10 protein-coding genes are annotated in these 15,181 nt (G+C 74.5%); 5 read left to right on the top strand and 5 right to left on the bottom strand.

Going from position 1 to position 15,181, the window contains the following annotated elements; translation table 11 throughout:
• Nucleotides 1-26: 26 nt before the first annotated feature.
• Together ABT015_RS00160 and ABT015_RS00155 are read right to left on the bottom strand one after the other, a co-directional pair.
• The gene (locus ABT015_RS00160) at nucleotides 27-1,616 is read right to left on the bottom strand and encodes a lipase maturation factor family protein (protein WP_350875656.1); all 1,590 of its coding nucleotides are present in this window, start codon (nucleotides 1,614-1,616) and stop codon (nucleotides 27-29) included.
• A 228-nt stretch (nucleotides 1,617-1,844) separates the two neighbouring features.
• Nucleotides 1,845-2,918, bottom strand: coding sequence for a GAF domain-containing protein (locus ABT015_RS00155; protein WP_350874990.1), 1,074 nt, complete (start codon nucleotides 2,916-2,918; stop codon nucleotides 1,845-1,847).
• Between the two features lie 426 nt (nucleotides 2,919-3,344).
• Between ABT015_RS00155 and ABT015_RS00150 the strand changes: the two genes are divergently transcribed.
• The 5 genes from ABT015_RS00150 (at nucleotide 3,345) to ABT015_RS00130 (ending at nucleotide 8,785) form a co-directional block, all read left to right on the top strand.
• Entirely contained in the window at nucleotides 3,345-4,613 is a 1,269-nt protein-coding gene (locus tag ABT015_RS00150) for an acyl-CoA dehydrogenase family protein (protein ID WP_350875654.1), read from the top strand.
• A gap of 499 nt (nucleotides 4,614-5,112) precedes the next feature.
• Complete coding sequence (locus ABT015_RS00145; RefSeq protein WP_350874988.1) at nucleotides 5,113-7,335, top strand: sensor histidine kinase; 2,223 nt, start codon at nucleotides 5,113-5,115, stop codon at nucleotides 7,333-7,335.
• On the top strand, nucleotides 7,335-7,766 hold the full coding sequence (locus ABT015_RS00140; protein WP_350874986.1) for a roadblock/LC7 domain-containing protein: 432 nt from the start codon (nucleotides 7,335-7,337) through the stop codon (nucleotides 7,764-7,766). Before ABT015_RS00145 ends, ABT015_RS00140 begins: the two co-directional genes overlap by 1 nt.
• A complete protein-coding gene (locus ABT015_RS00135; protein ID WP_350874984.1) occupies nucleotides 7,763-8,143 on the top strand; it encodes a DUF742 domain-containing protein in 381 nt (126 codons plus the stop codon). Before ABT015_RS00140 ends, ABT015_RS00135 begins: the two co-directional genes overlap by 4 nt.
• A gap of 66 nt (nucleotides 8,144-8,209) precedes the next feature.
• Nucleotides 8,210-8,785, top strand: a complete 576-nt coding sequence (locus tag ABT015_RS00130) for a GTP-binding protein (RefSeq protein ID WP_063349857.1) — start codon at nucleotides 8,210-8,212, stop codon at nucleotides 8,783-8,785.
• A 114-nt stretch (nucleotides 8,786-8,899) separates the two neighbouring features.
• Here the strand turns inward: ABT015_RS00130 and ABT015_RS00125 are convergent, their stop codons facing one another.
• The 3 genes from ABT015_RS00125 to ABT015_RS00115 all read right to left on the bottom strand — a co-directional run bounded on the left by ABT015_RS00125 (nucleotide 8,900) and on the right by ABT015_RS00115 (nucleotide 15,181).
• A complete protein-coding gene (locus tag ABT015_RS00125; protein WP_350874981.1) occupies nucleotides 8,900-9,379 on the bottom strand; it encodes a MarR family winged helix-turn-helix transcriptional regulator in 480 nt (159 codons plus the stop codon).
• Nucleotides 9,380-9,479: 100 nt separating this feature from the next.
• Nucleotides 9,480-11,456, bottom strand: coding sequence for a hypothetical protein (locus ABT015_RS00120; RefSeq protein ID WP_350874979.1), 1,977 nt, complete (start codon nucleotides 11,454-11,456; stop codon nucleotides 9,480-9,482).
• Nucleotides 11,453-15,181 (bottom strand): vWA domain-containing protein, encoded by a 3,729-nt coding sequence (locus tag ABT015_RS00115; protein ID WP_350874977.1) that lies wholly within the window; start codon nucleotides 15,179-15,181, stop codon nucleotides 11,453-11,455. Before ABT015_RS00115 ends, ABT015_RS00120 begins: the two co-directional genes overlap by 4 nt.

Below are 15,181 nucleotides of genomic sequence, written 5' to 3'. Positions count from 1 at the left end.
CGTGTGCCATACCCCCCGCCTGGCCGCTACCCGGGAGGGCCGCACGGGTGGTGGGACGTTGGGCCGGACGGGTACTGGGGCCCACGGCCGTCGGGCCGGACGGGCGGGGTCCCCGGGCGGGCCCCGGGCCGCCGCGGCCGGTCCAGCGGGACGGCGCGGAGCCGTCGGCCGAGGGGTGGGCGGTATCCGGCGTGGCCGAGAGAGGTGAGGTCGACCGGCGCGAGGTACTCGTGGAGCGCGGTGCGGTGCCACCATGCGCCGGTTTCCCGCAGTTCGCGCCAACTGGTGAACCGGTAGAGGTAGAGGGTCGCCCGGACGTGGGTCGGCGGGGCGCCGGGAAAGGGGTTGTGGCGCAGCAGGCGGAGGGTGGCGGGATCGCCGGCGAGCAGGCGGGCGACGAAGGGCAGGAACCAGGGGCGGGCGTAGGCGGGTGAGATGCCGGCGAACCACATCAGCCAGTCGAGCCGCAGGTGGTAGGGGGCGTACTGGCGCGGGAGGCGGCGCACGTCGCCGGGTTTGCCCTTGAAGCCGTACTCGTGCCAGACGGTGTGCGGGGTGAGGGTCGGTTCGTCGGTGCCTTCGACGACGACCTCCTGGCGGACGCGGCTGATGCTGCCGAAGGCGCCGTAGGTGTTGACGAGGTGCAGCCGGTTGAAGGAGCGGTTCATGGCCTGGCGGCGCGAGACGAGGTTGCGGACCGGCCAGTAGCTCAGGACGGCGACGGCCGCGGTCAGGGCGATCACCAGCGCCTCGAACCAGACGGGCGCGGCGGGGTGGACGCGGGCGTGGACGGGCAGTCCGATGCGGGCCGGGTCGACGGCGGCGAGGGCGAGCGTGATCGTGAGCCAGTTGAGCCAGGCGAAGTTGCCCGAGGCGATCAGCCACAGCTGGGTGGCGATGACGGCGCAGGCGGCGTAGCTCGCGACCGGCTGCGGGAGGAGGAGCCCGACGGGGACGACGAGTTGGACGAAGTGGTTGGCGGCGACCTCGACGCGGTGCAGCGGGTCGGGCAGGTGGTGGAAGAACCAGCTGAGCGGCCCGGGCATGGGCTGGGTCTCGTGGTGGTAGCGCAGGCAGGTGAGGTCGCGCCAGCAGCGGTCACCGCGCAGTTTGATCAGTCCGGCGCCGAACTCGACCCGGAAGACCAGCCAGCGCATCAGCCAGAGCACCAGGGTGGGCGGCGCGGTGTCGGCGTTGCCGAGGAAGGCGGCGAGGAAGCCCGCTTCGAGCAGCAGCGACTCCCAGCCGAAGGAGTACCAGGTCTGTCCGACGTTGACGATCGAGAGGTAGAGCCCCCAGAGCACCGCCCACAGCAGGACGGACGCCCAGAGCGGGACGACGTCACCGAGTCCGGCGGTCACGGCGGCGGCGAGCGCGGCGCCGCTCCAGGCGACGGCGGCGAAGAAGCGGTCGCTGTAGTGCAGGTGGAACAGGCCGGGCGCGTGGCGGAAGGGGACCCGGGCGGTGAAGCGGGGCACCGGCAGCATGCCGTCGCTGCCGATGAGGGCGCGGAACTGTGCGGCGGCGGCGAGGAATCCGATCAGGTAGAGGCCGGCGAGCAGGCGTTGGACGAGCAGTCGGCTCAGCCAGTAGTCAGGGGCGGCGAACCAGTCCATGCGGCCCATGCCTACCATCGGCGGCCGCCGGGCGGGTCACGGCCGGGGTGCGGGCGGGGACGGTTCACCCGCTCGGTCCCGCCTCCCGGACGGCACCGTGGCGGGGAGCCTCTCCTCGGGGGTGAGAGGCGCCCCGCCACGGTGGTGGGTAGTGCGCGGTGGTGCGGATCGGAGAGCGGTGGTGCGGAGGGGGACGGCGACGCCGCACGCGGGCGGCGGGTCGGCGGCTCAGTTCGGCAGGACGAGTCCGGACTCCCCGGCGATGCCCGGGCGGCCGACGGGGGTGGCGCCGTTCTGTTGGAGCCGGTCGACCAGCAGGGCGGCCAGCGTGCCGAGTTCCTCCTCCGTGCGGGACTGCGCGGTGACGTCCATGCCGACGGTGAGGACACCGTTGACCTGGCCGGTGCGCGCGGCCCGCAGCGGGGTGCAGGTGAAGCTGAACACCTGCTGGCCGCGCTGGGCGTCGGGGCGGCCTGACTGGATCCGGACGTCGTTGAGGGCGGTGCTGCGCCCGGTGTGGTAGGCCTCGACGATGGCCTGCTGGAGGCCGGCGGCGCCGAGCTGCGGGTAGGCCAGGCCGATCGCGCCGTACGCCACCGGGGCGCCGAAGGTGTCGGCGTGCTGGGCGTTGGCGTAGCGGATCTCCTGACCGGGGCCGTCGGTCAGCATGATGGGGAACGGGGAGCCGTCGAAGGCGGCGAACATCTCCTGCTGCTGGGCGAGCAGGTTGTCGCGCAGCCGGATCTCGGAGAGCAGCGCCTCGGCGAGGTGCTGGATGTCGCGCAGCCGCTCGCGCCCCCACTGCCGGGGTTCCCGGTCGAGGACGCACACGGTGCCGATGACGGTGTTGGTGTCGTCGACGAGCGGGGCGCCGAGGTAGGCGCGCACGCCCAGTTCGTCGACGACCGGGTTTCCGGAGAACCGGGGGTAGGCGAGGATGTCGTCGAGCGCGAGGGGGGAGCGCTGGGCGACGACGTGCGGGCAGAAACCGTGACTCAGCGGCATCTGACGGGTGGGAAGGTCGAAGGCGATGCCCCGATCAGCCCAGGAAGCGCCTTCGTCGACCGCGACGTCGTTCGAGTTTGGCGGAATGTAGAGCCCCCGGAACATCTGGCGCTCGTCGTTGATGAAGTTGACCATCGCGATGGGAGCGCGGGTGATGCTGGCGGCCAGGTGGGCGAAGCGGTCGAAGGCCTCGTCCGCGGACGGTTCGTTGAGACCAAGGCTGCGCAGCCTGCGGGTCCGCTCGGACTCCCCGGCGGCACCCGGGAACTGGCCTTGAGTGCTCATCACATCAGTCATGGCGCACATGTAATCAGACATCCGGGCGGTTCGGTGCTCCCGGTCCGGCTCATCACCGTTGCTGATGGACAGTCAAAGCCGCATGTGAGCGGCCGCTCAGCAGGTTGCCGCAGCGGGTCAAGATCACTTCCCACTCAGAGCCATGGCAAAACTCCCCAGCGTAAGGACGGGCCGATTTCCGCCAATTCAAGATCGACTCTGGGTCAGCACAGGAGGCCCATACGACAATGAGCCCTGCCGAAGACACGGGCGGCATTCCCAACCCCTGGGAGGACGCCCCGAGTTCCGCATGCACCGATTGCGACGGGGCAGTCGGCCGCCACCACCTCGAACCCCCACTCATCTCCGGGGAGCGGCTGGAGCGACTTCGACAGCACGGACGGAGGCACGGCACATCCACTGACACGAGAGGACCCCAGCATGGCGATGGACTACTTCACCGACGAGCGCCACGAGAGTCTCCGAGCGGAGGTCCGGGAGTTCGCGGAGAAGGAGGTACGCCCGCACGTGGCCCGAATGGAGGCCGAACGGACCGTCGAGTTCGAACTGTCGCGGGAGATCGCCCGGCGGGGCTGGATCGGGGTGACCATTCCGCGCGAATTCGGCGGACTGGGACTGGGGCACCTCGCCAAGACCGTCATCGTGGAGGAACTCGCCCGGGTCAGCGGCGCCATGGGCGCGGTGGCGCAGGCCTCACAGCTCGGCGTCGCCAAGGTCATCCACTTCGGCTCGGACGTCCAGCGGCGCAAGTGGCTGCCGAGGTTCGCCTCCGGCGAGTCGCTGCCGACCATCGCCGTCACGGAGCCGGAGTGCGGCGGCCACGTGCTCGGCATGTCCGGCACCGCCCGCCGCGAGGGCGACCAGTACGTGCTCAACGGTCGCAAGTGGTTCGTCGGCAACTCCCACATCGGCGACGTGCACGGCGTGGTCTTCCGCACCGGCGAGGGCAGCAGGGGCCTGTCCGCGTTCCTGGTCGAGAGCGAGCGCCCCGGCTTCCGGGTCGGCGAACTCGGCTCGCAGAGCGGCCTGCACGGCTTCAGCTTCGGCGAGATCGTCTTCGAGGACTGCCGCATCCCCGTCGGCAACCGGCTGGGCCTGGAGGGCCAGGGCCTGGACGTCGCCTACTCCTCCTCCACCCTCTACGGCCGGCTCAACCTCGCCGCCGTCGCGCTCGGGATCCACACCGCGATCGTCGAGGACACCGCGCGCTTCGCCGAGGAACGGGTGCTCTACGGCAAGCCGATCAACCGCCTGCCCAACATCGCGCTGAAGCTCGGCGAGATGCAGTCCAGGCTGATGACGGCCAAGCTGGCCGCCTACCACGCCTCGCACCTGCTCGACCACGGCAAGGCCTGCGACGCCGAGCTGATGAACGCCAAACTCATCAACACCGAGTACGCGCTGGACTCCGCGCGCAACGCCATGGAGATCCACGCCGCCCGGGGCCTCCAGGCCGAGTTCAGCATCGAGCGCTACCTGCGCGACGCCACCCACGTCTACCCACCGGCCGGGACCTCGGACGTCCAGCGGCTGCGGCTCGGCCAGGTCGCCTCCGGCACCTACGGCAAGCAGTGGTCGGCGGAGCTGTCCGACCTCGCGAGCTGGGCGTGGAGCGAACTGTCCCAGCGGGAGGCCGCGGTGGAGCTGCAGGCCATCGGGGGCGGGCAGGTGGTACCGATACCGCTGGCGGGCTGAACCGGCGCCGCGCGCCGACGGACCGGCACACCGGCGGACGGGCGGACGGGCGGACCCGCGCACCGACGGGCCCGCGCACCGGCCGACCGGACTGTCGGACGAGGGCGAACGTTCGGCACGGCGGTGAATTGACCTGTTCCTGACGACTCTCCGGGAGGTTCTCCCGGCCCCCGGAGAGCCGTCCGCGCACCGCCCACGCACCGCCCGCGCACCGCCCACGGCCGACGTGAGCTGCGGCTTTCCACCGGCGGACACTCCCTCCGGGCGCCTCCGCCGCTGTCATCACCCGTGCACATATCGTCAGTTGATGTTGCGATGAGGGCACTTGGGACTGATACCGTTCCTGCCGTCGGCGGCCGTGCTGCACCCCCGCCCGGGCAATGACACCGCGTCACCCCGTCCGGCCACCCCGGCCGTGGCGCCCTGAAGCCCCGGCCGGACCGCGTACAGGCCGGACCGCCGTTCGGCCCAGCGACTCGGCCCTGCAACAAGGAATCAGATGCCAGGCATATCGGCCCCCCGCACGGCCCACCGCGCCGGCCGGTCCGGCTCGCTCCGCAGCTCGCTCCTCGCCCTCGTCCTGGTCCCCAGCCTGGGCCTCGCCGCCGCCTGGGCCTACGCCGCCTACCTGCTGCGCGGCGCCGAACACCGCACCGCCCTGATCGCCGGAAGCGCCGTCGTCGCCCTGGTCCTGCTGATCAGCCTGGTCCACGGCATCCGGACCGCGCGGGCCCTGTCCGCCCGCCTCGGCGCGCTGCGCGCCGACACCCTCGCGCTCGCCCAGGACGAGATCCCCGAGGTCGTCGGACGGCTGCGCGCCGGGGAGCCCGTGCCCACACCGCCCGCCTGGTCGCCGTCCCGCCGGACCGGCGACGAGGTCCAACAGACCTCCGACGGCCTCGCCGCCGTCCGCCAGGCAGCCGTCGCCGCCATCATCCACCAGGCCCAGGGCCGCGAGGGGACGAAGAAGGTCTTCCTCAACATCGCCCGCCGCACCCAGATCCTGATCCACCGACAGATCAGCATGCTCGACGCCCTGGAGCGCGAGCACGAGGAACCCGAGCTGCTGCGCGAACTGTTCGCGGTCGACCACCTCGCCACCCGGATGCGGCGCAACGCCGAGAACCTCGTCATCCTCGGCGGCGCCCTGCCCGCCCGGCGCTGGCGCAACGCCGTGCCCATGGTCAACGTGCTGCGCAGCGCCGTCTCCGAGACCGAGAACTACGCCCGCGTCGTCGTCCAGGGCGTGCCGCGCGCCTCGCTCAGCGGCCAGGCCGTCGCCGACGTCATCCACCTGATCGCCGAACTCATCGAGAACGGCACCACCTTCTCCCCGCCGTACACCCAGGTGCAGGTCTCCGCGCAGGAAGTCCCCAAGGGCCTGGCGGTCGAGGTCGAGGACCGCGGCCTCGGCATGGGCGAGGACGAGTACGAGCGACTCAACGACTACCTGGCCAACCCGCCCGAGCTGGACGTCTCCGCCCTCGGCGACGACCTGCGTCTCGGCCTGTTCGTCGTCGCGCGGCTGGCCGCCCGGCACGACATCCAGGTCACCCTGCGGCCCTCGCCCTACGGCGGCACCCGGGCCGTGGTGCTGGTGCCGGCGGTGCTGCTGGAGCAGGCCGAACAGCCGGCCGCCATGGCCGGGCTGCCGTCCGGCGCGCGGGTCACCCGGACCCCCGTCCCCGAGTCCCTGCGGGCGGCGGGGGGCAACGACCCGAGCGGTCTGGACGGCGGGCTGGACGGGGGGCTGACCGGCGCGCTCGCCGGAGTGCTCGGCGGGCTGATCGGCACAACCGGGCCGGGCGCTCCGGCGCACGGGGCCGAGCCGGGTACGCCCGGCGGGCCCGGGGCCGGTGGTGCCGCGGGTGCTGGTGGTGTGGCCGGCGGTCTGGTGGTGCCCGGTGTTCCCGGCGCTCCTGGCGTTCCCGGTGTCCCTGGGGTGCCCGGTGTCCCTGGAGTGCCCGGTGCTCCCGGTGCGGGTGGCAGCGCTGTGATCATCGGCGAACTGCTCGCCCAGTACCCCCTGGAGGGCGGCCCGGCCGCGGGAGCCGCCCCCGGCCCGGCCAACGGCGGTCTGCCGGTCGGCGCCGAGATACCCGGCCTGCCCGGAGCCGTGGTCGTCCCCCGGCCCGTCCTCCCGCGCCCGTACGAGGTCCCGTCCGACAGTTCGCCCGGTGAGCCGTCGGCCGACGGCCGTGCCGCGGACGTCCCGGCCGGAACCACGATCGGGACCACGATCGGGACCACGGCCGGGACCTTCTACGGTGCCACCGCCGAGCCCCCTGCGCCCGCACACGAACGCGCCCAGGAGGAGCAGTCGGACCACGGCCCGGACGGCGAACTGCGCACCCCGCGGGTCCTGCCGCAGCGGGTCCGCAATGCCAGCCTCGCCGAACAGCTCCGCGAGGCCCACGCCCCCGGCGCCATGCTGCCCCCCGTGGTCGGCCCGCCGACCCAGGCCGGGCCCTGGCACGGAGCCGCCGGGGCCACCGGGGCCGCCGGAGAAACCGGGGCCGCCAGGGCCGACGACCCGTCGCCGCAGCGCTCCCGCACCACCATGGCCGCCATCCAGCGCGGCACCCGGACCGCCCGCGCGGCCGCCCCCGACGCGCCGAACACCCCCACCGCCCCCCAGGCGCCCGCCGCGCCCCACTTCCCGGCCGCACCTTCTGCCGCCCGGGAAGCCTCCGCCGTTCAGGAAGCCAAGGAACAGCAGTGATGACGCAGCACACCGACACCCAGCGCGACCTCAACTGGCTGCTGGACCAGCTGGTTGCGCGGGTACCCGAGACCCGGCACGCCATCGTCCTCTCCGAGGACGGCCTGCTGGTCGGCACGTCCCAGGGTCTCGACCGGGCCGACGCCGAACACCTCTCCGCCGTCGCCTCCGGCCTGCAAAGCCTCGCCCGCGGCGCCGGCCACCGCTTCAACGGCGGCCGGGTCCGACAGACCGTGGTCGAGATGGACCAGTTGTTCCTGTTCGTCACCACCGCCGGGCAGGGCGCCCGGCTCGCCGTCCTCACCAGCGAGCAGGTGGACGCCGGGCTGATGGCCTACGAGATCAACATGCTGGTCAAGCAGGTCGGCCAGTACCTCACTGCGGCGCCGCGCAGCGACGCGGGCCAGGCCGGCGCGGGCGGCGGTGCGTGACCACCGACGCCGACGAGGCCTGGTTCTACGACAAGGACGCAGGCCATCTGGTCCGCCCCTACGCGATCACCAACGGGCGCACCGGACCGGTCCGTGACGGATTCGCACTGATCACCCTGGTGGTCACCTCCGACCCGCGCACCGACACCAGCCGGCTCACGCCCGAACCGGCCGCGATCCTCGACCTGTGCCGCGAACGCCCGCTGGCCGTGGCCGAGATCGCGGCCACCCTCGACCTGCCGGTCAGCGTCGTCAAGGTGCTGCTCGACGACCTCGTCGAGGCCCGGCTGATCCTCACCCGTGCCCCGGTCCAGCTCGCCGAGGCTCCGGACATCTCGCTGATCCAGGCCGTGATCGAGGGCGTCCGCCGGCTCTGACCGCCGGCTCCGACCCTGCGGACCCGACCGCCCCGCACCTCTCAGTCCCACTTCAGGAGAACCGAATTGACGACCCAGAGCCTGGTGCCGGGCGCGGTCAAGATCCTCGTCGCCGGCGGCTTCGGCGTCGGCAAGACCACCATGGTCGGCTCGGTCAGCGAGATCGAACCGCTGCAGACCGAGGAGCGGATGACCCGCGCCAGCATCGGGGTCGACAGCCTTGACGGAGTCCAGGGCAAGTCCACCACCACCGTGGCGATGGACTTCGGCCGGATCACCGTCCGCGAGGACCTGGTGCTCTACCTGTTCGGCACACCCGGCCAGTTCCGGTTCTGGTTCATGTGGGACGACCTCGCGCTCGGCGCCCTCGGGGCGATCGTCCTCGCCGACACCCGGCGGCTCGAATCCAGCTTCGCCGCCGTGGACTTCTTCGAGCAGCGCGGCATCCCGTTCGCGATCGGCGTCAACTGCTTCCACGGCCGCCGCGACGCCAGCCCCGAGGACGTCCGGCGTGCCCTCGACCTCGGCCCCGAGGTCCCGATCGTGCTCTGCGACGTGCGGGAACGGGCGTCCAGCAAGGAGCTGCTGCTCGCCCTGCTCGACCAGGTGCACCGCAACGCCCTGTCCGCCGGGCGGCGTTGAGCGTCCGGGCTCGCGGACTTGCGGGCTTGCCGGGGCCTGCGCCGGTGCCGGCCTTGATGTCGGGGTCGGGGTCGGGGGCCAGGTCGCGGTCGGTGCTCAGGCGTTGGCCCAGGTTCAGGCGTTGGCCGAGGTGCTGCCGGTGAGCCCGGCCGGGCCGTCGAGTCCGGAGAGCGCGTGGACCAGCGGTGCCAGCTCCGGCGCCTCGGCGGCCTGCGCCAGCGTCGCCTCCAGGGTGGCGTCGTGCACCGGGCGGGCGGCCGTCAGAAGGGTGCGGCCCTCCGGCGTCAGCTCGGTGTAGATCCCGCGCCGGTCGTCGGCGCAGAGGTAGCGGCTGAGCAGCCCACGGTCCTCCAGCCTGGTCACCAGGCGGGTCGTCGCGCTGCTGCTCAGCGCCGCGGCGCGGGCCAGCTGCTGCATCCGCATGTGCCACCCGTCCTGCCGCGACAGGGCGTCCAGCACCGTGTACTCGACCACCGAGAGCCGGTGTTCCGCCTGCAGCGCCTTCTCCAGCGCCGCGTCGATCAGCCCGTGCAGCGCGGCGAGAGTCCGCCAGCCACGGGCCCGGACCTCGGCCGCGTCGTCGCGGATGCCCATCGCTCGCCTTCCCTTCCACTTCCCTGCACGTCTCTCGACGTCTTCCCTGCGACAAGTATGCCAGCCGACGCGGATTAGCTGTCTATGCAAATAGTTTTCCTTATACCTCCCCCCGATGCCGATCCGGAGCGGGCTCCCCGGCCCAGGCGGCGGCGCAGAGCGCGGCGGCCAGCTCCTCGGTGTAGCAGGCAGCCGCCAGCCAGGATCCGGCGAAGGCGTCGTGGTCGTCCGGGACCACCCGGCCGAACACGTCGCGGTGCCGGTCGGCCGCGGCGGCCCGCAGGGCGTCCAGGAGCTCGGCGGCCGTCACCAGCCCGGCGGCGCGCAGCAGGCTCCCGTCGGCGGCCGCCGTAGCCGCGCTCGGGGCCAGGGCGTGGCGCCCGGTGGTGACCGCCTGCTCGACCCGGCGGCCGAGCACGTGGACGGGCGGGCCGTACGGGGCCTCGCTCGGGAGCCCGGCCGGGAAGCCGGGCACGGCATCGGTGGGGGCGGCGGTCGACTGGTCGACTGTCTGAAGGTCGGTGGTCTGGAGGTCGGCGGTCTGAAGGTCGGCGGTCTGAAGGCGTTCGAGGCCGAGATTGACCCGGTCGGCCCGGTCCGCAGGGACGGCGAGCGAGGGAAGGCCCGGGATCTCGGGGGCCGTCGAGGGCTCCGGGGGCGTGCCGATCGCGAGCAGGCGAAGCTCCGGACGGTCCGATCGCTCCAGCCGGCCGATCACCCGCAGCCGCAGGCCGGGCGCGGTGGCGAGCAGTGCGAGGTTCGCCCGGAAGGCCAGCCCCGGGTGCTCGTGCCCCGTGCACAGACCGACCACCAAGCCGCCGTCGGCGCCATCGGCACCGCCCTCGCAGCGCGCCAGCAGCCTCGGTGCCCCGCCCGGGCCGGCCGGAGCCGGGCCCAGCAGAGTCACGTCCAGGAACAGCAGGTCGCTACCGGCCGGGCGGCCCTCGTACGGCAGCGACTCCGCCGCGAGCGCCCGCGCCACCTGGGCGGCCGCCGGTTCGGCCCAGAGCGCGGCCACCGGCTCCGCCGTCCACGCCGCGCCCGCCGCCCGGACCGCCCGGACCGAAGCACCCGCGCCCAGCCGCCCGGCGGCGGACCGGGTGGCGCCCTGGACGGCCAGCCCGGCGCGGCTGAACTCCCGGTGGCTGAGCGGGGCCTCCCCCAGCCGGACGGTCCGGTTGCCCGCCCCGACCGCCTGCGGGGCCGCGGCCCCCGCGTCACCGTGCGGCATCACCTCGGCCACCGTGCTGAGCCGGCCCCCTGCGTCCACCGCCCAACTCACCACCCCCGCATGCGTGGCCGTCAGCACCGGCTCGGCGAACAGCCCGTACAGCCGCAACCCGCCCTCCTCGCCGTACGCCTGGCGGGCGGTGCCGCGCAGCTCCGCGACCGGGCCGCAGCCGGTGCTCAGGGCAGTGGTGAGGTCCAGCAGCTCGCGCAGACCGGCCACCAAGTCCGCCAGCCGGTGGTCCGGCGCCCCGGACCGGGCCGCGCGCACCCTCGTCACCACCGCGACCGCCGCCGCGGCCGGGCGGTACAACCCCGCCAGCCGCGCCCGGTGGGCCGCCCGCAGCAACTCGGCCTGCGCGACCGCCCCCGCGCCGCTCACCCCGGCGGCCAGCACGGCACACCCGGCCCGGTGGAGGTGACGGGCCGCCGCCACCTCCACCGGGGTGGGCCGGGCCTCGGGCTGCGCCTCCTGCGGATCCCGTGGCTCCCGCGCCTCCTCCGAGGGTGCTGAGGCGGTCTCGGTCGGCGTGACCTCCTCAGTCTCCTCGGCCAACGGGCAGAGCGTGACCGCAGCGGCCCGGTGCACGCAGGCCGGGGCCAGCAGGCAGCCGCAGCGGACGTCGGCCGCATCCGCGACCACCGCGCCCGGGGCGTGCAGCACGAGCGCCGTCTCCTCGTCCACCTCCACCCGCCACTCGTCACCGCTACGGGTCACCGGCCGCTCCGCCAGCTTCGCCGCCGCGCCGTCCAGCCGCTTCTGCAACCGGGCGCTCAACCCGGCCACCACCTCCGCGACCACCTCCGGCCGAACCGCCGGCCAGCCGCTCGTCCGCTTCGCCACACTCATCGCACCTTCTCCCCCACCCAGCGGGCCAGTTCCAACGGACTCAACGCCGCCACGGGCATGCCGGCCGCGACCAGCTGGCCCGCGACCGCCTTCGAATAGCGGGCCGTCCCCGTGTCGTCCAGCGCCGCGCAACCGAGCAGGTGCACACCGGAGTCCACCAGTGCCCGGGTCTGGGCCAGCAGCCCGCCCACCGGACCACCCTCCTCGAAGTCGCTGACCACCACGACCAGCGTCCGGGACGGCACCGTCACCAGCTTCCGCGCGTACCGCAGACCGCCCGCGATGCTGGTGCCACCGCCGATCCGCACCTCCAGCAGCACGCTCAACGGATCCTCGACCCGCTCGGTCAGGTCGACGATCTCGGTGGAGAACGCCACGAAGTGGGTGCTCAGCGAGGGCACCCCGGCCAGGATCGACGCCGTCAGCGCCGCCCAGACCGTCGAGGCCTCCATCGATCCGGAGACGTCCACGACCAGGATCAGCCGCCAGTCGGCCGCCTGCCGGGCCCTGGTCCGGAACACCGGACGCTCGGGCACGATGAGTGTGCCGCCGTCCCCCGACGGGCGGGCCGTGGCGAGATTGGCGCGAATGGTCCGGTCCAGATCCAGTCCGCCACCCGGCCGACGCGTCGGACGCGGCACGCTGATCCCGGTCAGCGCCGGGCGCAGCCTGGTCGCCAACGTGCGTGTCAGCTCGTCGACCAGACGTCGCACCAGCGGGCGCAGCCGCGCCACCCTCGCCTCCGGCAGGCCGCCCGCATGTTCCAGCACCGTGCGCAGCAAGTCGACCGACGGGCGGACGGCACCCGGCTCGATCGCCTCCAGGACGTCCGTCCGGCCCTGCGCCACGGCGGCCGCCAGCACTTCCTCCCGGACGCCCGGCCCGAACAGCGCCGACAGTTCCTCGGCCCACTCCCGCACCCCCGGGAAGGGCGCCTCGCGGCCGCCCCGCCCGGACCGCCCGTCCAGGCCCGGGCCGGAGCCCTCGCCCCACCCGCTGCCGTACAACTCGTCCAGGGCGGTGGCGAGTCGGGCGCAACGCCCGCTCAGGCCACCGCTGCCGGGGCGACCGAGGAGCAGCCGCCAGCGCTCGGCCGGGGCCAGGTCCTGTCCGGTACCCAGGACGTGCCGCGTGGCGACAGGTGCGGAAGGGAGAGGGTCGGCGTGGTGCGGTGGCTCGGGCACCGGATCGCCCCCGGGCGCCGGCAGCAGGCCGCGCCGGGCCAGCGCCGCCCGGGCGGCCAGATCCGCGCGGACCCAACCCGCCACCACCGCCGGTGGGACGTCCTCGGGCAGGCCCGCGAGCCGGGTGCCCAGGCGTTCCTCGACCAGGACCAGCAACCGGTCCCGGGCGGCCGGGCTGAGCGTCTCGAAGCCTCCGCGCAACGCCGGCAGTCGGTCCAGGAAGGCGGTGTCGGGCAGCGAGGTGATCCGCTCCAGCACGGGCTCCAGCGCCTGCGGCGCGGCGGCGAACAGCCCCTCCGCCGCCGTCAGCAGGCCGACCAGCCCCCGCCCGAGCGCGTGCCGGGCCTCCGGGCCGGTCGCCCCGTCCACCCACGAAGCCGCCCGCCCGCCCAGCACCTCCGCCCGTTCCCGGCCCAGCAGTACCCGTACCGCACCGGCCGCACCTCGCACCAACGGACTCCCCCGGTCCGCGAGTTCGGCCAGCACGTGCCCCAGCCGCAACCCGCCGTCCAGATCCGCCCGCCGGGCCAGCTCCACCAGCGCCCGCGCATCGGCCGGGTCGTCCGACCCGCCCAGCCCCTCCAACTGCCGTACGGCCGCCACGGTCAACACCTCGCCCACCGACCCCAACCGCCCCGCCGGCCCGGCCGACGACCCGCCCGCACCCGACGTATCGAGCGCATCGGGCAACGGTGCGGAGCCGTCGGGGGTGTCGAGGGCGTCGGGTGAGGCGTAGCCCGGGAGGTGGCCGGCGGCGAGGCGGTCGAGGAGGGCCAGGGCGTCGAGGAGTTCGGGGAGGGTGCCGGAGGACGGGAGGACGGCGGCGAGTTGGGTGAGGCGGGTGTCGGCGAGGGCCGGGAGGCCGCAGGCGGCCGCGTCGGCGAGGCCTTGGAGGACCTCGCGGGCTGTGGGGCCGTCGGCCTGCTGTTCTCGGCGGAGACGTTCGCGCAGGGTGCCTTCGGCGGCCTGCGTGGGGGTGACGCCTCGGACGCCCGCGACGGTGAGCATCGCGGCAGTGGCCGGGGTCCAGTGGAGGCTCCAGCGCGTGCCGATGGTTTCGGTGCCGCCCGCGCCGGTGGTGGTGACGGGGTCGGCGTAGGGGATCCCGCAGGTGGTGAGGCGGTGGAGGAGGATCTCGCGGCGGCGGTCGAGGGGGGTGCGCAGCGGGTCGAGGCGGAGTTCGCGGGGCTCGGGGTCGGCGGGGCCGGGGAGGCCGAGGTCGGCGAGCAGGGCTTCGACGGCGGGGGCGAGCCCGCTGCGCGGGGCCGCGAGGGTGGCACGGCCGGTTCGGGTGCCGACCAGGACGCGTTCGAGGGCCCGGGCGACGGCCCGGCCGCGGCCGAGGGGTTCGCCTTGGGCGAGGACGGTCTGGACGGCTTCGACGAGTTCGCCGCGGCCGGGGGCGGCGTGGCCGCGCAGGCGGGCGAGGTCTCCGGCGAGGCGGACGATCTCGCGGGCGTCGGCCGGGCCGGAGGGGTGGTCCTGGCTGCGCAGTGCCTCGCAGATCCGGACGGCGGTGGTGGTGAGGGCCCGGGTGAGGCGGTCGGGGTCGCCGCCGGCGTCGAGGACGGTGTGCTGCCACTCGGGATCGCGGATGCCCGCCGGATAGCCGGAGCGGGCGTCGAGCAGCGGGTAGGTGTAGGGGATCAGGGAGAGGGCGTGCCCGAGGTCGTCCGGGTGCGGCGGTTCCTCGGTGGCGGCGGGCCCGTCGAGCAGGGCTGGCGCGTGGAAGGCGCCGACGACGACGGCGACCCGGCGCCCGTCGGCCGCCGCGGCCCGGATCCGGGCGCGCATCCAGGCTTCGCGCCGCAGGTCGTCCGGATCGACGCCGGATCCGGTCTCGGCGTCGCGGCGCAGCGCCCAGCCGACCAGCAGGGCGGCGCGCCGGACGGCGTCGGGGGTGGAGCCGGGGGCTGCGGTCTCGACGAGGCGGTCCCACAGGTCGTCGTCAGAGGCGCGCCCGGTGAGGCGGTGGCGCAGCGCGTCGGCGACGCCCGGGGCGCCTGGGGTGCCTGGGGTACCGGCGACGGGCTGCTGTTCCTCGTGGGGCGTGGTGCGGTGGGCGAGCGGGAGGTCGCAGGCGAGTGTCTCGACGCCGTTGCGCCGGGCCCAGCGCAGGGCGACCAGCTCCGGGGAGAAGTCGGCGAACGGGTAGAAGGCGAGGCGGCCGGGGCCGGAGCCGGCCGCGGGGCCCCGACCGCCCGCGCGGCCGGTCGGGGCGGCCGCGAGGGCGACGGGGGCCTGGGTGGCCTCGTCCGCCAGCCAGCCGAGCCAGGGCTGGAACTCTGCGGGGAGTTCGACCAGCACCACCTCGGGCTTGGCGGCGTCGAGCAGCGCGGGCAGGACCGCGCTGAGCGACGGCGCGTGGTGCCGCACGCCGATCAGGTAGGGCCCGGGCCGGCCGGTGCCGGAGGCTGCCAGTTGGTCGGCTGCGGCCCGGACGGCCGGGCGCGGGTCACCCAAACCGTCCAAACCGTCCAGGCTGTCCGGGCCGTCCAGGTGGTCAGGGCCCGCCGGGGCGGGCGTCACCGTGCTGGTCAT

This window comes from Kitasatospora sp. NPDC094016 (genome assembly GCF_040304045.1).
In the GTDB taxonomy this organism is placed as follows: Bacteria; Actinomycetota; Actinomycetes; order Streptomycetales; family Streptomycetaceae; genus Kitasatospora.
Note: the sequence above shows the minus strand (reverse complement) of the source record. Positions and strands in the feature narration are given on the sequence as shown.

Excerpts from the sequence above, each read along its gene's own strand:
- ABT015_RS00125 (WP_350874981.1), bottom strand. The coding sequence starts at position 9,379 with ATGGGCATCCGCGACGACGCGGCCGAGGTCCGGGCCCGTGGCTGGCGG.
- ABT015_RS00145 (WP_350874988.1), top strand. The coding sequence starts at position 5,113 with ATGCCAGGCATATCGGCCCCCCGCACGGCCCACCGCGCCGGCCGGTCC.
- ABT015_RS00155 (WP_350874990.1), bottom strand. The coding sequence starts at position 2,918 with ATGACTGATGTGATGAGCACTCAAGGCCAGTTCCCGGGTGCCGCCGGG.
- ABT015_RS00150 (WP_350875654.1), top strand. The coding sequence starts at position 3,345 with ATGGACTACTTCACCGACGAGCGCCACGAGAGTCTCCGAGCGGAGGTC.
- ABT015_RS00120 (WP_350874979.1), bottom strand. The coding sequence starts at position 11,456 with ATGAGTGTGGCGAAGCGGACGAGCGGCTGGCCGGCGGTTCGGCCGGAG.
- ABT015_RS00160 (WP_350875656.1), bottom strand. The coding sequence starts at position 1,616 with ATGGACTGGTTCGCCGCCCCTGACTACTGGCTGAGCCGACTGCTCGTC.
- ABT015_RS00115 (WP_350874977.1), bottom strand. The coding sequence starts at position 15,181 with ATGACCAGCACGGTGACGCCCGCCCCGGCGGGCCCTGACCACCTGGAC.
- ABT015_RS00140 (WP_350874986.1), top strand. The coding sequence starts at position 7,335 with ATGACGCAGCACACCGACACCCAGCGCGACCTCAACTGGCTGCTGGAC.